General features: G+C 72.8%; 17 protein-coding genes, 1 pseudogene and 1 riboswitch. Of the genes and pseudogenes, 13 read left to right on the top strand and 5 right to left on the bottom strand.

Translation table 11 applies throughout. From position 1 onward, the window contains the following. Positions 1–158 precede the first annotated feature (158 nt). From CCN72_RS18580 to CCN72_RS18625, 10 genes and pseudogenes are all read left to right on the top strand, one after another. Positions 159–1,319 carry a CbiQ family ECF transporter T component gene (locus tag CCN72_RS18580; protein ID WP_086808490.1) on the top strand — a complete coding sequence of 387 codons (1,161 nt, stop codon included), beginning with the start codon at positions 159–161 and terminating at the stop codon, positions 1,317–1,319. Then, on the top strand, positions 1,316–2,956 hold the full coding sequence (locus CCN72_RS18585) for an ABC transporter ATP-binding protein (RefSeq protein ID WP_086808491.1): 1,641 nt from the start codon (positions 1,316–1,318) through the stop codon (positions 2,954–2,956). The genes CCN72_RS18580 and CCN72_RS18585 overlap by 4 nt, the downstream gene beginning before the upstream one ends. Next, positions 2,953–3,798 (top strand): ECF transporter S component, encoded by an 846-nt coding sequence (locus tag CCN72_RS18590; RefSeq protein ID WP_086808492.1) that lies wholly within the window; start codon positions 2,953–2,955, stop codon positions 3,796–3,798. The genes CCN72_RS18585 and CCN72_RS18590 overlap by 4 nt, the downstream gene beginning before the upstream one ends. Before the next feature lie 54 nt (positions 3,799–3,852). Beyond that, positions 3,853–4,026, top strand: a riboswitch (cobalamin riboswitch). A gap of 232 nt (positions 4,027–4,258) precedes the next feature. Further along, positions 4,259–5,782, top strand: a complete 1,524-nt coding sequence (locus CCN72_RS18595; protein ID WP_086808493.1) for a CoA-acylating methylmalonate-semialdehyde dehydrogenase — start codon at positions 4,259–4,261, stop codon at positions 5,780–5,782. Between the two features lie 7 nt (positions 5,783–5,789). Beyond that, positions 5,790–6,938: an acyl-CoA dehydrogenase family protein gene (locus CCN72_RS18600; RefSeq protein WP_086808494.1), complete on the top strand. Its 1,149-nt coding sequence runs from the start codon at positions 5,790–5,792 to the stop codon at positions 6,936–6,938. Further along, positions 6,935–8,002 (top strand): annotated as a pseudogene (locus CCN72_RS18605) (enoyl-CoA hydratase/isomerase family protein); the annotation flags it as partial. The gene CCN72_RS18600 and the pseudogene CCN72_RS18605, both read left to right, overlap by 4 nt. Then, positions 7,894–8,925, top strand: a complete 1,032-nt coding sequence (gene mmsB / locus CCN72_RS18610; RefSeq protein ID WP_086808515.1) for a 3-hydroxyisobutyrate dehydrogenase — start codon at positions 7,894–7,896, stop codon at positions 8,923–8,925. The pseudogene CCN72_RS18605 and the gene mmsB, both read left to right, overlap by 109 nt. Then, positions 8,922–9,701, top strand: a complete 780-nt coding sequence (locus tag CCN72_RS18615; RefSeq protein ID WP_086808516.1) for an enoyl-CoA hydratase — start codon at positions 8,922–8,924, stop codon at positions 9,699–9,701. Before mmsB ends, CCN72_RS18615 begins: the two co-directional genes overlap by 4 nt. Positions 9,702–9,943: 242 nt before the next feature. Then, complete coding sequence (locus tag CCN72_RS18620; RefSeq protein WP_085567776.1) at positions 9,944–10,159, top strand: CbtB domain-containing protein; 216 nt, start codon at positions 9,944–9,946, stop codon at positions 10,157–10,159. Positions 10,160–10,184: 25 nt separating this feature from the next. Then, a complete protein-coding gene (locus tag CCN72_RS18625) occupies positions 10,185–11,057 on the top strand; it encodes a CbtA family protein (protein WP_086808495.1) in 873 nt (290 codons plus the stop codon). Between the two features lie 116 nt (positions 11,058–11,173). On the opposite strand, the gene CCN72_RS18630 is transcribed toward CCN72_RS18625, so the two are convergent. Together CCN72_RS18630 and CCN72_RS18635 are read right to left on the bottom strand one after the other, a co-directional pair. After that, complete coding sequence (locus tag CCN72_RS18630) at positions 11,174–11,749, bottom strand: histidine phosphatase family protein (protein WP_086808496.1); 576 nt, start codon at positions 11,747–11,749, stop codon at positions 11,174–11,176. A 22-nt stretch (positions 11,750–11,771) separates the two neighbouring features. Beyond that, entirely contained in the window at positions 11,772–13,217 is a 1,446-nt protein-coding gene (locus tag CCN72_RS18635) for a short-chain fatty acyl-CoA regulator family protein (protein WP_086808497.1), read from the bottom strand. Positions 13,218–13,453: 236 nt separating this feature from the next. Here CCN72_RS18635 and CCN72_RS18640 point away from each other — a divergent pair, with 236 nt between their 5' ends. From CCN72_RS18640 to CCN72_RS18650, 3 genes are read left to right on the top strand one after another with little or no spacing between them, the layout of a single operon-like run. Next, positions 13,454–14,959: an MmgE/PrpD family protein gene (locus CCN72_RS18640; RefSeq protein WP_086808498.1), complete on the top strand. Its 1,506-nt coding sequence runs from the start codon at positions 13,454–13,456 to the stop codon at positions 14,957–14,959. Beyond that, on the top strand, positions 14,959–15,864 hold the full coding sequence (gene prpB, locus CCN72_RS18645) for a methylisocitrate lyase (RefSeq protein WP_086808499.1): 906 nt from the start codon (positions 14,959–14,961) through the stop codon (positions 15,862–15,864). Before CCN72_RS18640 ends, prpB begins: the two co-directional genes overlap by 1 nt. A 19-nt stretch (positions 15,865–15,883) precedes the next feature. Beyond that, a complete protein-coding gene (locus tag CCN72_RS18650; RefSeq protein ID WP_086808500.1) occupies positions 15,884–17,023 on the top strand; it encodes a bifunctional 2-methylcitrate synthase/citrate synthase in 1,140 nt (379 codons plus the stop codon). On the opposite strand, the gene CCN72_RS18655 is transcribed toward CCN72_RS18650, so the two are convergent. The 3 genes from CCN72_RS18655 to nrdF form a co-directional block, all read right to left on the bottom strand. Beyond that, complete coding sequence (locus CCN72_RS18655) at positions 16,963–17,913, bottom strand: SDR family NAD(P)-dependent oxidoreductase (protein ID WP_086808501.1); 951 nt, start codon at positions 17,911–17,913, stop codon at positions 16,963–16,965. The genes CCN72_RS18650 and CCN72_RS18655 overlap by 61 nt on opposite strands. A gap of 118 nt (positions 17,914–18,031) precedes the next feature. Next, positions 18,032–19,312, bottom strand: coding sequence for a tRNA uracil 4-sulfurtransferase ThiI (gene thiI / locus CCN72_RS18660; protein WP_086808502.1), 1,281 nt, complete (start codon positions 19,310–19,312; stop codon positions 18,032–18,034). Between the two features lie 3 nt (positions 19,313–19,315). Beyond that, entirely contained in the window at positions 19,316–20,338 is a 1,023-nt protein-coding gene (nrdF, locus tag CCN72_RS18665) for a class 1b ribonucleoside-diphosphate reductase subunit beta (protein WP_086808503.1), read from the bottom strand. Positions 20,339–20,365: the final 27 nt, after the last annotated feature.

Here is a 20,365-nt window from a genome sequence, read left to right on the forward strand (position 1 = left end):
CCCCCGTCCCCGAGCAGCGGCACCCGGGTGGTCGACGCCGCCCCCGCCGCCGAGGCCCGGCACGACGCCGGCTCGATCGTCCCCGTGGCCGCGGGCGCCGGTCTGGTCGTCCTGATCGGCGGCGCGGCCTACGCGGCACACCGGCGCCGCCGCTCCGAGTGACCGCCGTGTCCCGTACGGCCGTCGAGGCACCCGCCGCCGAGGCGGCACCGGACCGGGGCGGCCGGCGCCTGCCCCGCACCCTGCACCCCATGGCCTGGTGGGTGTGGGCGCTCGCGCTTGCCACCGCGGTGAGCCGTACCGACAACCCGCTGCTGCTGCTCCTGGTGCTCGCCGTCCTCGGCTACGTCGTCACTGCCCGGCGCACCGAGGCGCCCTGGGCCCGCGGCTTCGTCTACTACCTGTACCTCGCTTTGTCGGTGGTCGCGATCCGCGTCGTCTTCCGGGCCGTGTTCGCCACCGGCATCACCCCGCACGACCACTTCCTCTTCTCCCTGCCGCACCTCCCCACCCCCGACTGGTACGCGGGCATCCAGATCGGCGGCCCGGTCTCCCTGGAGGCCCTGCTGTCCTCCGCCACCGACGGGCTCCGCCTCGCCTGCATGCTGGCCTGCGTCGGCGCCGCCAACACCCTCGCCAACCCCAAGCGCGCCCTGCGCGTGCTGCCGGGCGCCCTGTACGAGCTGGGCGTGGCCGTCACCGTCGCGATCAGCGTGGCGCCCCAGCTGGTGCAGAGCGTCCAACGCGTCGCCCGGGCACGGCGGTTGCGGGCCGGCCGGGCCAAGGGCGTCAAGGCGCTGCGCGCCATCGCGGTCCCGGTCCTTGAGGACGCCCTGGAACGCTCCCTGCGGCTGGCCGCTGCCATGGACTCACGCGGCTACGGCCGCGCGGGCAGCGCTACCCGCCGCTCCCGCCGGATCACCGGCGCGCTGATGCTGCTGGGCATGTGCGGTCTGTGCGCCGGGGCGTACGGACTCCTCGACGCCACCGCGCCCACCCTCCTCGGGCTGCCCGCGATGACCTGCGGAGCCGCCCTGTGCGTGGCGGGCCTGCGCCTCGGCGGCCGGCGTGTCACCCGCACCGCCTACCGGCCCGACCCCTGGCGCCTGCCGGAGTGGTGCGTCGCGGGCAGCGGAGTGCTCTCGGCCGTGCTGCTGTTCAGCGATCTCGGCTACGACCCCGCCCAGCTCAACCCCACCTACTATCCCCTCACCTGGCCCGGTCTGCCGCTGGTGCCGACCGCCGCCGTCCTGCTCGCCGGCACCGCCGGCTTCCTCGCCCCGCCGCCCGGCCCCGTCCCGAGAGCCACCGCACCGTGATCACCTTCGACCAGGTCACCGTCCACTACGACGACATGCCCGAGCCCGCCCTGCGGGATGTCGCCCTCACGGTGGACGAGGGCGAACTCTGCCTCGTCACCGGCCACACGGGCGTCGGCAAGTCGACGCTGCTCGGCGCCGTCAACGGGCTGGTCCCGCACTTCACCGGCGGCACCCTCTACGGCCGGGTCACCGTCGACGGCCGTGACACCGCCCACCATCCGCCCCGCGAACTCGCCGATGTCGTCGGCGTGGTGGGCCAGGACCCCATCGACGGCTTCGTGACCGACACCGTCGAGGAGGAACTCGCCTACGCCATGGAGCAGTTGGCGATCCCGCCCGCGACCATGCGCAAGCGGGTCGAGGAGACCCTCGATCTGCTCGGCCTCGCCGAGCTGCGGCACCGCGCGCTGCACACGCTCTCCGGCGGCCAGCAGCAGCGCGTCGCGATCGGCTCCGTGCTCACCGCCCACCCGCGCGTCCTGGTCCTGGACGAACCCACCTCGGCCCTGGACCCGACGGCGGCCGAGGAGGTCCTCGCCGCCGTCACCCGGCTGGTCCACGACCTCGGTGTCACCGTCCTCATGGCCGAGCACCGCCTGGAGCGGGTCGTGCAGTACGCGGACCGCGTCATCCACCTGCCCGGCGACGGCCGCGCCCGCATCGGCCCGCCCGCCGAGATCCTGCGTACGGCCACCATCGCGCCGCCGATCGTGGAGCTGGGCCGGGCCGCCGGCTGGACCCCGCTGCCGCTGTCCATCCGCGACGCCCGCCGCGCCGCCGCCCCGCTGCGCGCCCGGCTGGCCGAGCGGGCCCCGGCCCCTGTACGGCCGCCGGTCCCGAAGGGCGGCGGGAACCGGCTGCTGGCCGCGCGCGGGGTCACGGTCGCCTACCGGGACCTCGCCGCCGTGCGCGCCGTGGACCTCGAACTGCACGCGGGCGAGGTCGTCGCGCTGATGGGCCGCAACGGCTCCGGCAAGTCCTCCCTGCTGTGGGCCCTCCAGGGCTCCGGACCGCGCCGGGCCGGAAGCGTCCGGGTGCACGGCGAACTCGGCGCGCAGGACCCGCACACGGTGTCCGCAGCCGAGGCCCGCCGACTCGTCGGACTGGTCCCGCAGACGCCCGCCGACCTGCTCTATCTGGAGAGCGTCGGACAGGAACTCGCCCAGGCGGACGCCGAGTCGGCGGCCGGGGTGACGGCGCGCGAACTGCTCGACCGGCTCGCGCCCGGCATCGAGGACGCCACGCACCCCCGCGATCTGTCGGAGGGGCAGAAGCTCGCCCTCGTCCTCGCCGTCCAACTGGCCGCCGCGCCCAGGGTCGTGCTGCTGGACGAGCCGACCCGGGGCCTGGACTACCGGGCCAAGGCGGCGCTGACCGGCATCGTGGACGCGCTGGCGGCCGAGGGCCGTGCGGTCGTCATCTCCACCCATGACGTCGAGTTCGCGGCCCGCGCCGCCGACCGCGTCGTCGTGATGGCCGAGGGGGACATCGTCGCCGACGGCCCCACCGCCGAAGTCATCGTCTCCTCCCCGACGTTCGCCCCGCAGACGGCCAAGATACTCGCCCCGTTGCCTTTCCTGACGGTGGATCAGGTCGCACGCGAGCTGGCGGACACGGACGAGGTGCGGTCATGAGCGGACGCGCGGGGGCCGGGGGACCCGCCATCCGGCTGACCGGCCGGGCCGGACTGGTCATGGCGCTCGCCGCCCTTCTCGGACTCGTCGCGTTCTTCTGGCCGTTCGTGGTCGCACCCGGCACGTTCGGCTCCTCCTACGCGCCCCCGCTGATCTTCGGCGTGCTGCTGGTGCTGGTGCTGTGCGTGGTGCTCTCGGAGATCGCCGAGGGCGGCATCGACTCCAAGGCGCTCGCCATGCTCGGGGTGCTCTCCGCCGTCGACGCCGCCCTGCGCCCCCTCGGGGCCGGTACGGCGGGCATCGAGACGGTCTTCTTCGTCCTGGTCCTGGCCGGCCGGGTGTACGGCCCGGGCTTCGGCTTCGTCCTCGGCTGCACCTCGCTGTTCGCCTCGGCGCTGATCACCGGGGGAGTGGGGCCCTGGATGCCGTACCAGATGTTCGGCTGCGCGTTCGTCGGCATGCTCGCCGGCTTCCTGCCCCGGGCGAGCGGCCGCCGCGAGGTGCTGATGCTCGCCGTCTACGGCTCGCTGTCCGGCTACCTCTTCGGTTTCCTGCTCAACCTCTCCTTCTGGCCGTTCTCCCTGGACCCGAACAGCTCGATCGCCTATCTGCCGGGCCTGCCCTTCACCGAGCAGTGGCACCGCTACGTCGCCTTCGACCTCGCCACCTCGCTGGGCTGGGACACCGGCCGGGCCGTCACCAACTTCGTGTGCGTGCTGCTGGCCGGTCCCGCGGTGCTGACCACCTTCCGGCGCGCCGCCCGCCGCGCCCGCTTCCGGGCACCGGTGCGTTTCGCCGGCCCCCGGGAGCGGCCCGCGCGGGGCGCGGACGGCGTGGCGTGAAGACGCACCGAATCCCCGGGGACACTGGATTTACTAGGACGTCCAACTATATATTCGGGGGAGAAGGCCCGCGGTGCAGGGAAGCCGGTGTGAATCCGGCGCGGTCCCGCCACTGTGACCGGGGAGTACGCCGTCGAGCAGGACGCCACTGACGAGCTGGATGTCGGGAAGGCGGACGGCGCGCGCTGATCCGGGAGTCAGGATACCGGCCGCGGGATGTTCCGTGTTGTCCACGAGGATGGAGCCGACACGCATGGCACCCCTGCGCACCCATGATCCCGGCGCGAGCCGACGCGGGCCGTCCCCGCGCGGCAATCCGGCCGTACCGGTCTGAGGGCTCGTCCCGCCACCGCGTCTTTCGCGCCGCCCCGGCACACCCGCCTGCGCCCTCGCGCATCCGGCCGTGTGCCGCTGCCGCGCGCCATCCCGGATCACCCCCACCTGACGAGAGCAGGCAGCCATGATCCGTCCCCAAGCACCCTCCGCCGTACGCGAGTTGACCCACTTCGTCGACGGCAAGCACTCCCTGGGCACCTCCGGGGCCCACGGCGAGGTGTACGACCCCAACACCGGCGAGGTCCAGGCCCTGGTGCCGCTCGCCGACCGGGGCGAGACCACGGCGGCGATCACCTCCGCCGCCGAGGCACAGCGCGCCTGGGCCGAGTGGAACCCGCAGCGCCGCGCCCGCGTCCTGCTGCGCTTCCTCCAGCTCGCCGAGCAGGAGAAGGACGCGCTGGCCCGGCTGCTGTCGGCCGAGCACGGCAAGACCGTCGCCGACGCCCATGGCGACCTCCAGCGCGGCCTGGACGTCGTGGAGTTCGCCGCCGGCATCCCGCACCTGCTCAAGGGCGAGTTCAGCGACAACGCAGGCACCGGCATCGATGTGCATTCCCTGCGCGTACCCCTCGGCGTCATCGCGGGCATCACCCCGTTCAACTTCCCCGCCATGATCCCGCTCTGGCAGGCCGCACCCGCCCTGGCCTGCGGCAACGCCTTCGTCCTCAAGCCTTCCGAGCGCAACCCGTCGGTGCCGCTGCGGCTCGCCGAACTCTTCCTTGAGGCGGGCCTGCCGCCGGGCGTGCTCAATGTCGTCAACGGCGCCCGGGACGCCGTCGACACCCTCCTGGAGGACCCGCGCGTCGCCGCCCTCGGCTTCGTCGGCTCCACCCCGATCGCCGCGCACGTCTACGCCACCGCCGCCGCCCACGGCAAGCGCGCCCAGTGCTTCGGCGGCGCCAAGAACCACCTCATCGTGATGCCGGACGCCGATCTGGACCAGGCGGTGGACGCGCTGATCGGCGCCGGGTACGGCTCGGCCGGTGAACGCTGCATGGCCATCTCCGTCGCCGTGCCGGTCGGCGAGGCCACCGCGGACGCCCTCGTCGCCCGGCTCACCGAACGCATCGCCGCCCTGCGCATCGGCCGCAGCGACGACCCCGAGGCCGACTTCGGCCCGCTGGTCGCCCCCGAGGCCCTGCGCAGGGTCCGCGAGTACGTCGACCTCGGGGTCCAGGAGGGCGCCGAACTCGTCGTGGACGGACGGGACTTCGTGCTCCCCGGCCATGAGAAGGGCTTCTTCGCCGGAGCCTCCCTCTTCGACCGGGTCACCCCGGACATGCGGATCTACCAGGAGGAGATCTTCGGCCCGGTCCTCTCGGTCGTGCGCGCCGCCGACTACGAGGAGGCCCTGCGCCTGCCCAGCGAGCACCGCTACGGCAACGGCGTCGCGATCTTCACCCGCGACGGGGACACCGCCCGCGACTTCACCCGCCGGGTGAACACCGGCATGGTCGGCGTGAACGTGCCCATCCCGGTGCCCGTCGCCCACCACACCTTCGGCGGCTGGAAGCGCTCCGGCTTCGGCGACCTCGGCCAGCACGGCCCGGACGCGATCCGCTTCTGCACCCGCACCAAGACCGTCACCTCCCGCTGGCCCGCCGGCCGCCGCGAGGGCGCCTCCTTCACGATCCCCACGATGGGCTGAGCGCCGTATGACCACCACCCTGCTCACCGAGGACCAGCAAGCCCTCGTCGAGACCACCCTCGACTTCGCCCAGGACCACCTCGCCCCGCACGCCCTGGACTGGGACCGCGACCGGCACTTCCCCGTCGACGTCCTGCGCAAGGCCGCGGGGCTCGGCCTCGGCGGCGTCTACGTCCGCGAACAGCACGGCGGATCCGCCCTCGGCCGGGCCGACGGCGTGCTCGTCTTCGAGACCCTGGCCTCCGGCTGCCCCGCCATCGCCGGCTATCTGTCCATCCACAACATGGTCGCCTGGATGATCGACCACTACGGCGACGACGCCCAGCGCGAGCGGTGGCTGCCCCGGCTGTGCGCGATGGACGACCTCGCGAGCTACTGCCTGACCGAACCCGGCGCCGGCTCCGACGCGGCCGCCCTCACCACCCGTGCCGTACCCGACGGCGACCACTACGTGCTCACCGGCGTCAAACAGTTCATCTCCGGCGCGGGCGCCGCCCAGGTGTACGTGGTGATGGCCCGCACCGGCGAACCCGGCCCCCGCGGCATCTCCGCCTTCCTGGTCGACAAGGACGACCCGGGCATCTCCTTCGGCCCGAACGAACGCAAGATGGGCTGGCACGCCCAGCCCACCCGCCAGGTCGTCCTGGACGGCGTCCGGATCCCCGCCGACCGGCTCCTCGGCCGTGCGGGCGAGGGTTTCCGGATCGCGATGAACGGCCTGAACGGCGGCCGCCTCGGCATCGCCGCCTGCTCCCTCGGCGGCGCCCGCAGCGCCCTGGACCGCAGCCTCGCCCACCTCGCCGACCGGGAGGCGTTCGGCGCCCGCCTCCTGGACGCCCAGGCGCTGCGCTTCCGCCTCGCCGACATGGCGACCGAGCTGACCGCCGCCCGCGCCCTGGTCCAGCAGGCGGCCCGCGCCCTGGACGCCGGGGACCCCCAGGCGCCGTATCTGTGCGCCATGGCGAAGCGGTTCGCCACCGACACCGGGTACTCGGTCGCCGACCGCGCCCTGCAACTGCACGGCGGATACGGCTACCTCGCCGAGTACGGCATTGAGAAGATCGTCCGCGACCTTCGCGTCCACCAGATCCTGGAAGGAACCAACGAGATCATGCGTGTCATCGTGGCCCGCGGCCTGACGGAGGCCCTCGGATGAGCAACGACACCGAGGAACCCGTCCTCCTGCGCACCGAGGGCCGGGCCGCCCGGATCATCCTCAACCGGCCCAGGGCCCTCAACGCCCTCACCCATGAGATGGTCACCCGCATCGACGCGGCGCTGACCGACTGGGAGCACGACCCGGCCGTGCGGACCGTCGTCATCAGCGGCGCCGGTACGCGCGGACTGTGCGCGGGCGGCGACATCCGCGCCATCCACGACGACGCCCGGGCGGGCGACGGCACCGCCTCGGCCGCGTTCTGGCGGGACGAGTACCACCTCAACGCCCGCACCGCCAGCTACCCCAAGCCGTACGTCGCCCTCATGGACGGCATCGTGATGGGCGGCGGGGTCGGCGTCTCCGCGCACGGCGGCGTCCGCGTCGTCACCGAGCGCTCGCGGATCGCGATGCCGGAGACCGGGATCGGCTTCATCCCGGACGTCGGCGGCACCTACCTCCTCTCCCGGGCGCCCGGTGAGCTGGGCACCCACCTCGCCCTGACGGGAAATCAGATCGGCGCCGGTGACGCCCTGCTGTGCGGGCTCGCCGACCACTACGTGCCCTCCGACGCCCTGGACGCCCTGCTGGCCGACCTCGCCGCGATGCCCGTGGCCGAGGCCCTGGCACGGCACGAACAGCCCGCACCGCGAGGCGTGTTGACCGAGCAGCGGAGCTGGATCGACGCCTGCTACTGCGCCGACTCCGTCGAGGAGATCGTCGAGCGGCTGTGCGCGCACGGCGGCACGGAGGCCAAGGAGGCGGCCGAGACCCTGCTCGCCAAGTCGCCCACCGCGCTCAAGGTCACCCTCGCCGCCCTCAGCCGCGCCCGCCGGCTCGGGACCCTGGAGGAGGTCCTCGACCAGGAGTACCGCGTCTCGTGCGTCGGGCTGATGGGCCCCGACCTGGTGGAGGGCGTCCGCGCCCAGATCATCGACAAGGACCGCGACCCGCACTGGTCACCGGCGACCCTGGCCGAGGTCACCGACGCCGACGTGGAGCGCTTCTTCGCCCCGCTCGGCGACCGCGAACTCGGGCTCGCCGGGCCCGGCGGCACGACGGAGGCGACGCGGTGAGCGGAAACGGCGGGGCGCGCCGCACCGTCGCCTTCATCGGGCTCGGGCACATGGGCGGTCCGATGGCCGCCAACCTGGCCGGGGCCGGGCACCGGGTACGCGGACACGACCTGGTGCCCGAGGCCCTGGCGGCCGCCGCGCGGGCGGGGGTGGAGCCCGCCGGATCCGCGGCCGAGGCGGTGGCCGACGCGGACACGGTGATCACCATGCTCCCCGCAGGGCGCCATGTCCTGGACCTGTACGACACCTTGCTACCGGCGGCCCGGCCCGGCACCCTCTTCGTCGACTGCTCCACCATCGACGTCGCCGACGCCCGCACCGCCCATGAACGCGCCGTCACCGCCGGGATGCGGGCACTGGACGCACCCGTCTCCGGCGGAGTGGTCGGCGCCGAGGCCGGCACGCTGACCTTCATGGCCGGCGGCGGGGAGGCCGAATTCGCGGGCACCCGCCCCCTGTTGGACGTCATGGGCGGCAAGGCCGTGCACTGCGGCGGCCCCGGTGCCGGGCAGGCGGCGAAGATCTGCAACAACATGATCCTCGGCGTCTCCATGATCGCCGTGAGCGAGGCGTTCGTCCTCGGCGAGCGTCTGGGACTGTCCCACCAGGCCCTGTTCGACGTCGCGTCCACGGCGTCCGGGCAGTGCTGGGCGCTCAGCGTCAACTGCCCGGTCCCGGGCCCGGTCCCGACAAGCCCCGCCAACCGGGACTACCGGCCCGGCTTCGCCGCCGCGCTCATGGCCAAGGATCTGGGCCTCGCCGCCAACGCGGTCAAGGCGGGCGGTGTACAGGCCGAACTCGGGCTCAGGGCGGCCGAGTTGTACGCCGAATACGCCGAACGGGTCGGCGCCGTCGAGGACTTCTCGGGCATCGTACGCACCATCAGGGAACAGGGCGGAGAGTGCGCATGAGCACCGAGTACGAGACGATCCGGGTCGAGCGCAAGGGCCGTACCGCCCTGCTCACCCTCGACCGCCCCAAGGCCCTCAACGCGCTGAACCTCCAGGTCATGAACGAGGTCGTGGCCGCGACCGAGGCCCTGGACCGGGATCCGGAATGCGGCTGCGTCGTGATCACCGGCTCCGCGAAGGCGTTCGCCGCGGGCGCCGACATCAAGGAGATGAGCCCCAAGGGGTACATGGACATGTACCTCGCCGACTGGTTCACCGCCTGGGACCGGCTCGGACAGGTGCGCACCCCGACCGTCGCCGCGGTCTCCGGGTACGCCCTCGGCGGCGGCTGCGAGCTGGCCATGCTCTGCGACATCCTGCTCGCCGCCGACACCGCCGTCTTCGGGCAGCCCGAGATCAAACTCGGGGTACTCCCCGGGATCGGCGGCTCCCAGCGGCTGACCCGGGCCGTCGGCAAGGCCAAGGCCATGGAGCTGGTGCTGACCGGCCGCACCATGGACGCCGTCGAGGCCGAGCGCGCCGGGCTCGTCTCCCGGGTCGTCCCCGCCGCCGAGCTGCTCCCCGAGGCCCTCGCCGTCGCCGAGGTCGTCGCCGGGATGTCGCTGCCGGTGGCGATGATGGCCAAGGAGGCGGTGGCCCGGGCCTTCGAGACCACCCTCGCGGAGGGCGTCCGCTTCGAACGGCGGCTGTTCCACGCGGTGTTCGCGACCGCCGACCAGAAGGAGGGGATGGCCGCCTTCGTGGACAAGCGGCCGCCGGAGTTCCGGCACCGCTGACCCGGGGGGCGTCTCTCCGACCCCCGGGGGGTGCATCCCTCGGCCACTTGTCTGATTGACGGACGATGCTCGTTTCCGTACGCTCCGCTTGTAGTGATGGCCTGAGGAAGCTGGTGGGAATCCAGCACGGTCGCGCCACTGTGTACGTGCCCCTCCGTGAGGGCGGGCACGAAGTCAGACACCGGGCCATCGCGACGCTCCACTGGCTGAGGGACGCACGATCCCCTGAAGGAGGCTCACTCATGAGCAGTCTGTCCGCGCCCGCCGCACTCCCCACCCCCGTCGTCCTCCCGGCGACGAAGGCCGTGTTCTGGCTGGTCGGCACCGCGCTCTTCGCGCTGGCGATCTACTACTTCATCGGGGTCGACCAGGGCGCCTACTCCGTCTTCGGCAAGGACATGCACGTCCACGAGTTCGTGCACGACGCCCGCCACTTCCTGGGCTTCCCCTGCCACTGACGAGAGTGAGCACGGACATCTGAACATGGAAAAGAGACTCATTCTGCGCGGCGTCATCGCCGGCGCAGTCGCCGGGCTGCTCGCTTTCGTCTTCGCACGGATCTTCGCCGAGCCCCAGATCGCCAAGGCGATCGACTACGAGAGCGGCCGTGACGCCGCGCAGGCCGTCCTCGACAAGGCCGCCGGGATCACGGCCGAGGCCGAGGGCCCCGACATCTTCAGCCGGACGATCCAGGCCAACGTCGGCATCGGCGTGGGCATGGTCCTCTTCGGCGTCGCCATGGGCGCGCTCTTCGCCGTCGCCTACGCGATCTGCCTCGGCCGCGTCGGGGGGCTGCGCCCGCGCAACCTCGCCATGCTGGTGGCGCTGGGCGGTTTCGTCGGCATGTACCTGGTGCCGTTCATCAAGTACCCGGCCAACCCGCCGGCCATCGGCCACCCCGAGACGATCAAGGACCGGGGCAATCTCTACCTGGCCATGGTGGTCTGCTCGGTGGTCTTCCTCGTCGCCGCCGTCTGGCTCGGCAAGCGCCTCCAGCCGCGCTTCGGCAACTGGAACGCCACGCTGCTCGCCGCCGGCGCCTATGTGGTGGCCATCGGCATCGTGATGGCGCTGCTCCCCGCGCTCGGCGAACTCTCCGCCAACGTCAAGGAGTACGGCCACCACGCCACCGAGACCCCGCTGCCCCTGACCAACTCCAAGGGCACCATCGTCTACCCGGGCTTCCCGGCGGACGTCCTGGCCTTCTTCCGCTTCTACTCCGTCGCCGCCCAGGCCCTGCTCTGGGCGACCCTGGGCCTCGTCTTCGCCCCCATGGCCGAGCGGCTGCTCGACCCGGCGGCGCGGGCGGCCGCGAAACCGGCTCCCCGGCAGCCGGAAGAGGTCGGCGCCGCCTGACCCACGCCGACCGGCGTGAACACACCCACGCCGACCGGCGCGCAGGACGTACCGAGGGCCGCACCGAGGGCCGTACCCCCAACAGGGTGCGGCCCTCGGCCCGTTGGCGGCCGTGTTCACGCCTCCGGCGCGACCAAGGGCCCCCCGAGCCGCAGATTCCACCGCCCGGCCCGACCGCTGAGCTCCGTCGCCGTCAACGGCACCACGTCCAGCCGCCAGAACGCGCTCATGGGCAGCCCCAGCGCCCCGACGACCGCGGCCCTTACGATCTCCGGCTCGACCACGGCCACCGTACGGCCGTCCGCCACGCCGTCCAGCCAGGCCCCGACCCGTGCGCACACCTCCCGCACCGACTCCCCGCCGTGGCCCGCCCATGCGGGGTCGGTGAGCCAGTGGCCCAGGGCCTCCGGCTCGGCCCCCGTCACCTCGTCGAGGGCCCGACCGCGCCAGCGGCCCACGTCCACGCCCCGCAGCGCGGGCGCCTCCACACCGCCGTCGAGGCCGAGGGCATGCGCCGTCTCCCGGCAGCGCGTACTCGCGGACACCACCACCCGGGCGGGCGCGGGCAGCGACCCGGCCGCCGAGCGGGCCCGCGCCGCGCCGAGGTCCTCGATGGAGTCGCCGTCGTAGAAGCGGGCCTGGCGCAGTGCGGGGGTCATGGCGGGGGAGACGAGAAGGACACGGCTGGTCACGCGGGACACTCCTGCGAGGTCGTCAAGGGGTACGGGTCTCCACCGGGTACGGCACATATGTGCGCCGGTCCGGATCGATGGCGAGGTGCCCGCCGGCCGGGGGACGGGCCCGCTGGGCGCAGTCGCGGCGCTCGCAGATCCGGCAGCCCAGGCCGATCGGGGTGGCGGCCCGCGGGTCGTCCAGCGCGATGCCCTCGGCGTACACCAGCCGGTGCGCGTGGCGCAGTTCGCAGCCGAGCGCGACGGCGAACTCGGCGCGCGGCGCGTGATGCCCGAAGCCGCCCCGGGTGATGGTGCGCGCCACCCAGAAGTACCGCTTGCCGTCCGGCATTTCGGCGACCTGGGTGAGTATCCGGCCGGGCGCCGAGAACGCCTCGTACACCGTCCACAGCGGGCAGGTGCCGCCGAGCCGGGAGAAGTGGAAGTCGGTCGCCGACTGCCGCTTGGAGATGTTGCCGGCCCGGTCGACCCGCAGGAAGGAGAACGGCACACCCCGGCGTCCGGTGCGCTGGAGGGTGCTCAGCCGGTGGCAGACCGTCTCGAAGCCGACGCCGAAGCGGGCGGACAGCAACTCGATGTCGTAGCGCACTTCTTCGGCCGCCGCGTGGAAGGTGGTGTACGGCATCAGGAGCGCGCCCGCGAAGTAGTTCGCGAGGCCGATGCGGGCCAGTGCGGTGGACTCGGGTGAGGTCAACTCGGTGGCGTGGTCGGCGAGTTGGTCGAGCAGTGCGCCGTGTTCCAGCAGGGCGAGCTGGGTGGCGAGCTGGAAGGCGCGGCGGCCGTCGCTGAGCCAGGGGGAGAGGAACAGCAGCCCGGACTCGGGGTCGTAGCGGCGGGCGTCGGCGAGTCGGCCCGGGCCCGCCTGCACCACCCGTACCCCGTGCCGCTCGGCGAGCCGGGCCACCAGCGGTTCGGCGGCCCGGCCCGGGCGCAGCGCCAGCGCCTCGGCGATCCGCTCGGCCTCGGTGTCCAGCGGCTCGAAGTGGTTGTGGTGGGCGTAGAAGAAGTCCCGTACCTCGTCGTGCGGTTCGCCGGGCAGCAGCCGGGCGCCACCGCCCGCGCCCGGGGTGGCCAGCGCGGCGGCCTGCTCGGCGGTGTCCCGGTAGCGGCGGTGCAGGGCCACCAGGGCGCGCGCCACCTCCGGATGGGCGCGGGCGGCCTCGGCGATCTCCTCCTCGGGCGGCGGTGGCACCCCGCACGCCTCGTCGGCGAGCGCGGAGCGCAGCTCGGTCGCGAGGCGGTCGCCCTCGGCCTCCGAGAAGAACTCGGTGTCGACGCCGAAGACCTCGGCGATCCGCAGCAGCACGGGCGCCGTCAGCGGACGCTGGCTCTGTTCGAGCTGGTTGGCGTAGCTGGTGGAGATGCCGAGCGCACGGGCCATGTCGACCTGGTTCATCCCGTGCTCGCGGCGCAGCCGGCGCAGCTTGGCGTGGGCGTAGATCTTCCGTTCGGCCGTTCGCCCGGCCATGCGCACACCTCCTGATTCTGGGTGCCTGTCCTGCGAACATAGCATTCGCAGGATTCGCAGATTTCACAGATTCGCAGGTCCGCGCTGTACGGAATCCGCACTTTGGGGTGGTGGCCGCCGGGTCCGCGGCGGGGCAGGCTCGATCACATCCGCCCAGGTCCTTCCGCCCAGGTCCTTCCGCCCAGGTCCTTCCGCCCAGGTCCTTCCGTCCAGGCCCCGACATCGCGAGGAGTCCCGTGATCGAGCATCACGTCCGTGTCCACCCCAGCGCCGACCGCCTGCCCCGCGAGGAGCAGCTCGCCTGGAAGCTCGCCGCCGTGGCCACCGGCACCGAGGAGCCGGCCCCGGACAGCGCGGCCATGGCCGTCAACCGGGTGATCGACAACGCCTCGGTCGCGGTCGCCTCCCTGCTGCGCCGCCCGGTCGCCGTCGCCCGCGCCCAGGCCGCCGCCCACCGCGCGCCCCGGCGCGGTGCCTCCGTCTTCGGCGCCCCGCACCGGGTCTCCCCCGAGTGGGCCGCCTGGGCGAACGGCACCGCGGTGCGTGAACTCGACTACCACGACACCTACTTGGCGGCCGACTACTCTCACCCCGGCGACAACATCCCGCCGCTGCTCGCCGTCGCCCAGCACACCGGCCGCACCGGCGCCGATCTGCTGCGGGCCGTCGTCGCCGCCTACGAGATCCATGTCGCCCTGGTGAAGGGCATCTGCCTGCACGAGCACCGCATCGACCATGTCGCCCACCTCGGCGCGGCGACCGCCTGCGGCCTGGGCGCCCTGCTGCGGCTGCCCACCGAGACGGTCTACCAGGCCGTCCAGCAGACCGTGCACACCACCACCTCGACCCGCCAGTCCCGCAAGGGCGAGATCTCCAGCTGGAAGGCGTACGCCCCGGCCTTCGCGGGCAAGGTCGCCATCGAGGCCGTCGACCGGTCGATGCGCGGCGAGACCTCCCCCTCCCCGATCTACGAGGGCGAGGACGGCTTCCTGGCCCGGATGCTTGACGGCCCAGGGTCCGACTACACGGTGTGGCTGTCCGAGCCGGGCGAGCCGCGCCGCGCGATCCTCGACACCTACACCAAGGAGCACTCCGCCGAGTACCAGGCGCAGGCGATCATCGACCTGGCCCGGCGGCTGCGCGAGAAGACCCCGCTGGACAAGGTGCGCTCGGTGGTTCTGCACACCAGCCACCACACCCACCACGTCATCGGCTCCGGCGCGAACGACCCGCAGAAGTACGACCCCATGGCCAGCCGCGAGACCCTCGACCACTCGGTGCCGTACATCCTCGCGGTCGCCCTGGAGGACGGCACCTGGCACCACGAGCGCTCCTACGCCCCCGAGCGGGCGCGGCGCCCGGAGACCGTGGCGCTGTGGCGGAGGATCAGCACCGTCGAGGACCCGGAGTGGACCCGCCGCTACCACGACCCCGACCCCGCGCGCCGGGCGTTCGGCGGGCGGGCCGTGATCACCCTGGCGGACGGCACGGTGATCGAGGACGAGCTGGCCGTCGCCGACGCCCACCCGGCCGGTGCCCGCCCCTTCGACCGGGCCGCCTACACGGGCAAGTTCCGCACCCTCGCCGAGAACACCGTCGCCCCCGCGGCCCAGGACCGCTTCCTCGCCGCCGCCGAGCACCTGGCCGAGCTGTCCGCCCCCGACCTGGACGGCCTGTTCCCCGCCGTGGACACCGGGGCCGTCGCGGAGTACGACGCGCGTCTGCCGAAGGGCCTGTTCTGATGCTGCACACCCGCACCACCTCCGCCGAACGCCGCCGCGCCCTGCGCAGGCGGCTCGAAGAGGACCGGTTGTTGATGATGCCGGGCGCCCTCAACCCGCTGTCCGCGCGGCTGATCCAGGACACCGGCTTCGAGGCCGCCTACCTCTCCGGTGCGGTGCTCGCCGCCGATCTGGGCCTGCCCGACATCGGTCTGACCACGTCCACCGAGATCGCCGCCCGCGCCCAGCAGACCACCAGGGCCACCGACCTGCCCGTCCTGATCGACGCCGACACCGGCTTCGGCGAACCGATGAACGCCGCCCGCACGGTCCAGCTGATGGAGGACGCGGGCCTGGCCGGGCTGCATCTGGAGGACCAGGTCAACCCCAAGCGCTGCGGCCACCTCGACGGCAAGTCGGTCGTGGCCCGCGAGGAGATGACCCGCCGGATCCGGGCCGCCGTGGACGCCCGCCGCGACCCCGGCTTCCTCCTGATGGCCCGCACCGACGCCCGCGCGATCGAGGGGCTGGACGCGGCGATCGACCGGGCGAAGGCGTACGTGGACGCGGGCGCCGACGCGATCTTCCCCGAAGCCCTCGCCGACGAGCGGGAGTTCGAGGCGTTCCGCGCGGCGGTCGACGTGCCGCTGCTCGCCAACATGACCGAGTTCGGCAAGTCCCGGCTGCTGGACGCGCGCACCCTTCAGAACCTCGGCTACGACATCGCGCTCTACCCCGTCACCCTGCTCCGCCTCGCCATGGGCGCCGTCGAGGACGGGCTGCGCACCCTGGCCGCCGAGGGCACCCAGGAGAGCCTGCTGCCCCGTATGCAGACCCGCTCCCGGCTGTACGAACTCCTCGGCTACGCCGACTACTCGGCCTTCGACTCGGCCGTCCACGACTTCACGCTGCCGCCCGGCGCCTGACCCACCGGAGACGATCCCCATGACCATCCATCGCGGACTCGCCGGTGTCGTCGTCGACACCACCGAGATCTCCACCGTCATCCAGGACACCAACTCCCTGACCTACCGTGGCTATCCGGTCCAGGACCTGGCCGCCCGCCGCTCCTTCGAGGGGGTCGCGTATCTGCTCTGGTACGGCGAACTGCCCGACGCCGGCCAACTGCGGGCGTTCCAGGCCCGTGAGCGCGCCCTGCGCCCGCTCGACCGCACCACCGCCGAACTGCTGGCCCGGCTGCCCGAGACCTGTCACCCGATGGACGTACTGCGCACCGCCGTCAGCTTCTTCGGCGCCGAGGACCCCACCGAGGACGACGGCAGTCCCGCCGCCAACCGCGCCAAGTCCCTGACCCTGCTGGCGAAACTGCCCACCGTGGTCGCCGCCGACCAGCGCCGCCGAAAGGGCCTCGACCCGATCCCGCCCGACCCGGACCTCGGCTACGCGGAGAACTTCTTCCACATGTGCTTCGGCACGGTGCCCGACCCCGAGACGGTCCGCTGCTTCGAGATCTCCCTCGTCCTGTACGCCGAACACAGCTTCAACGCCTCGACGTTCACCGCCCGCGTGGTCACCTCCACCCTCTCCGACCTCTACAGCGCGGTCACCGCCGCCATCGGCGCCCTCAAGGGCCCCCTGCACGGCGGTGCCAACGAGGCCGTGATGCACATGCTGGAGGAGATCGGCGATCCGCGCCGCGCCGAGGAATGGCTGGCCCGGGCCCTCGCCGAGAAGCGGAAGATCATGGGCTTCGGTCATCGTGTCTACAAAGAGGGCGACTCCCGGGTCCCCATCATGCAGGGCGCGTTGGACCGTCTGGTGGCCCGCGCCGCCGATCCGGACACCACCCGCCTGGCCACGCTGCACGCCGCCCTGCGGCACGCCATGCTCCAGCGCAAGGGCATCCACCCCAACCTGGACTACCCGGCCGGTCTCGCCTATCACCTGATGGGCTTCGACATCCCGGCCTTCACCCCGATCTTCGTGATGAGCCGGATCACCGGCTGGACCGCCCACATCACCGAACAACTCGCCCACAACGCGCTGATCCGCCCGCTCGCCTCCTACGCGGGACCCGGCCAGCGGGCGGTGCCGGTCAGCTCCTCGCCGGCGGTCCACAGCTGAGCGGCCACGGCCGGGTCGGCCATGTGGGAGGGGACGGGCTCCCTGCGCGGTGTGCCCCGCAGCCCGAAGACCCGCGGCCCCCACAGCTCCCCTCCCGCCACCTCCGGGTCGAGGACGGCGCGGACGACGGGCCACGCTCCGGCCTCCTTGCCCTGCACCAGCAGCGCGCAGGGCAGCGCGCGCAGCCGCGCGCCGGGGGTCGTCCGGTGGACCGGCGGCCGGGACGGGGTGAGGGAGTCCAGCGCGCCGCCGGGGTGGGCCACCACACTGAGCACCGTGCTGCCGGCGGCACGCAGCCGGCGGTCGAGTTCGAAGCCGAAAGACATCTGCGCCAGCTTCGACCGGCCGTACGCGCGCTTGGGCCGGTAGTCCCGGGCCGACTGGAGATCGCCGAGGTCCAGCCGCTCGGACCGCGCCGCGAAGCTGCCCACCGTCACCACGCGGGCCGCCCGCGCCGCGGACAGCAGCGGAGCCAGCCACCGGGTCAGCGCGAAGTGGCCGAGATGGTTGGTGCCGAACATCAGCTCATGGCCGTCCGCGGTCTCCCGGCGCGGCGGATCGTCGAGCGCGACTCCCGCGTTGTGGACCACCGCGTCGAGCCGATCGAGGTCCAGCCCGTCCACGGCGCTCTTCAGGGACGACAGGTCGGCGAGGTCAAGGCGCAGATGCCGCACCCGCGCGCCGGGAACGCGTGAACGGATCGACGCCATGGCGGCCTCGGCCTTCGCGCGGTCCCGGCAGCCCAGTACGACGACGGCGCCGGTGGCCGCGAGCTGCTCCGCGGTGAAGTAGCCGATCCCGGCGTTGCCCCCGGTGACCAGGAAGTTCCTGCCCTCGGCGGACGGCAGCCGATGAACGTCCCACGACCGGCTCTGCGTTGCGGAAGACACGATGACAGGCTCCTTGCGCTCGGGGCGGCCCGCTCATGGGGAGCGGCGCCGACCGGCCCAAGGTCGCAACCCGCACCGACACACCGCCGACAGATCTCGCCCGCCGCCCACAGAACGCCTACGCAGGCGCAGACGCGCGTGCAGACGCGGGCGCCGACTCCGACTTCGGTGCCGGGCAGCCGGTGGACTGCGCGGGCACCTCAGCAGTGTCCTCACCGGGCAGCAGCACCTGGGCGCCCTCCAGGAGGGCCGCCGTCACCTCGTCGAGGTCGAGCCGTCTCTCCACGGCGTGCAGCTGCGGCAGCCCGGCCCGGGTACTGGCGCGGGGCGGGGCGAGCAGGGAGCAGCAGTCCTCGTCCGGCAGCATGGAGATGTCCGCGGTGCCGATGGCCCTGGCCTCGTCGATGATCTCCTGCTTCTCCCGGCCGATCAGCGGCCGCAGCACCGGCAGTTCGGCCACCTCGTCCACCGCGACCAGATTGGCCAGCGTCTGGCTGGCCACCTGCCCGAGGCTGTCGCCGGTGACCAGCGCCTGCGCCCCGGTCCTGGCGGCCAGCGCACCGGCCGTGCGCACCATCAGCCGCCGCTGCGCGACCACCTGGAGCCGGCCCGCACCGGCCACCGCCAGCTGCTTCTGGGCCTTGCCCAGCGCGATGACGTGCAGTTTGCCGGGCGGTTGGTACCGGTTCAGCTCCCGGGCCAGCGCGTACGCCTTGTACACGGAGGCGGCGTTCGTGTAGGGCGCCCCGCTGAAGTGCACGAAGTCGCAGGCCAGGCCCCGGCGCATGATCCGGTGGGCGGCCACGGGGGAGTCGTAGCCGCCCGAGAGCAGCACCAGCGCCCGGCCGCTGGAACCGACGGGCAGACCGGTCAGCCCGGGGTGGCGGGCCCAGGACAGATAGGTCTCCTTGCGGTCGATCTCCACGGTCAGCACGACGTCGGGGCGGGTCAGATCGACACGCGGCCCCTCGACCTCCGCGAGGATCCGCGCCCCGAGGTGCCCGGCCAGCTGGGACGAGGTCAGCGGGAACTGCTTGTCCCGCCGCTTGGCCCGTACGGCGAAACCGAGCCCCGGCCGTTCGGTGTTCAGGGCGCGCAGCGAGGCCACAGCCGTCGCGGTGATGTCCGCCATCGTGCTGGGGACCCGTACGGCCGGCTCCACCGAGGCGAAGCCGATCACCCGGCGGGCCCGCTCCACCAGTGCCTCCTGCGGGACCTGACCACCCAGCACGGTGACGTTCTGGGCGACCTTGATCCAGGTCGAGCCCCCGATGCCGCGCAGGGCGAGCCGCAGATTGTCGTGCAGCCGCTCGACGAAGCGGTGCCGGTTGTGCCCCTTGAGAAACACCTCGCCGTGCTTGAGCAGCACACAGGTGTCGCCGAAGTCGTCCATGCGCATCTCTCAGAAGTCCCAGTCGTCGTCGGCGGTGTCCTCGGCCTTGCCCATGACGTAGGAGGAACCGGAGCCGGAGAAGAAGTCGTGGTTCTCGTCCGCGCCCGGCGAGAGCGCCGCCAGGATCTCCGGGTTGACCTCGGTCTCCGCAGCGCCGAACCGCGCCGGATAACCCAGGTTCATCAGCGCCTTGTTGGCGTTGTAGCGGACGAAGACGGCCACGTCGTCCATCAGGCCCAGCGGCTCGTACAGCTCGCCCGAGTACCGCATCTCCAGCGCGTACAGCTCCTCCAGCAGGGCGTACGTGAACTCCCGCATCTCCTCCTGCCCGGCCGGCGTCAGCTTCTCCAGGCCGCGCCGGTACTTGTAGCCGGAGTAGTAGCCGTGCACCGCCTTGTCCCGCAGGATCAGCCGGATCATGTCGGCCGTGTTGGTGAGCAGCGCGTGGGTCGAGAAGTGCAGCGGCAGATAGAAGCCCGCGTACAGCAGCAGGGACGACAGCAGGGTGGAGGCCACCTTGCGCTTGAGCGGGTCGTCGCCGTAGTAGTGCGCGAGGACCGTCTTGCAGCGCCGCTGGAGGATGTCGTTGCCGACCGCCCAGCGGTAGGCGTCGTCGATCTCCGGGGTGGTGGCGAGGGTGGAGAACACCGAGGAGTAGCTGCGGGCGTGCACCGCCTGCATGAAGGCGATGTTGGTGTACACCGCCTCCTCGTGCTCGGTGCGCGCGTCCTGGATCTGCACGATCTCGCCGACGGTCGCCTGCACCGTGTCCAGCATGGTCAGACCGGTGAACACCCGCATGGTCAGGGTGCGTTCCTCGGCGCTGAGCCGCTGTCGCCAGGCGCCGAGGTCGTTGGAGAGCGGGACCTTCTCGGGCAGCCAGAAGTTGGCGGTGAGCCGGTTCCACACCTCCAGGTCCTTCTCGTCGGTGACCCGGTTCCAGTTGACCGGGCGTAGCCGGGCGGCGGGGTCGTGCCGGTAGGACGGCGGTGTGACCGACAGTTCGGTCAGGGGCGCGGGGGTGGTGGTCATCGTCGGTTTCCTCGGAGCGTACGGGAT

The sequence above is a fragment of the Streptomyces murinus genome (genome assembly GCF_002154555.1).
GTDB lineage: Bacteria > Actinomycetota > Actinomycetes > Streptomycetales > Streptomycetaceae > Streptomyces > Streptomyces murinus.

Coding starts and splice junctions, on each gene's coding strand:
- CCN72_RS18590 (WP_086808492.1), top strand. CDS start 2,953: ATGAGCGGACGCGCGGGGGCCGGGGGACCCGCCATCCGGCTGACCGGC.
- thiI (WP_086808502.1), bottom strand. CDS start 19,312: ATGCGCATGGACGACTTCGGCGACACCTGTGTGCTGCTCAAGCACGGC.
- CCN72_RS18620 (WP_085567776.1), top strand. CDS start 9,944: ATGAGCAGTCTGTCCGCGCCCGCCGCACTCCCCACCCCCGTCGTCCTC.
- CCN72_RS18625 (WP_086808495.1), top strand. CDS start 10,185: ATGGAAAAGAGACTCATTCTGCGCGGCGTCATCGCCGGCGCAGTCGCC.
- CCN72_RS18635 (WP_086808497.1), bottom strand. CDS start 13,217: ATGGCCGGGCGAACGGCCGAACGGAAGATCTACGCCCACGCCAAGCTG.
- CCN72_RS18595 (WP_086808493.1), top strand. CDS start 4,259: ATGATCCGTCCCCAAGCACCCTCCGCCGTACGCGAGTTGACCCACTTC.
- prpB (WP_086808499.1), top strand. CDS start 14,959: ATGCTGCACACCCGCACCACCTCCGCCGAACGCCGCCGCGCCCTGCGC.
- CCN72_RS18615 (WP_086808516.1), top strand. CDS start 8,922: ATGAGCACCGAGTACGAGACGATCCGGGTCGAGCGCAAGGGCCGTACC.
- CCN72_RS18600 (WP_086808494.1), top strand. CDS start 5,790: ATGACCACCACCCTGCTCACCGAGGACCAGCAAGCCCTCGTCGAGACC.
- CCN72_RS18650 (WP_086808500.1), top strand. CDS start 15,884: ATGACCATCCATCGCGGACTCGCCGGTGTCGTCGTCGACACCACCGAG.
- nrdF (WP_086808503.1), bottom strand. CDS start 20,338: ATGACCACCACCCCCGCGCCCCTGACCGAACTGTCGGTCACACCGCCG.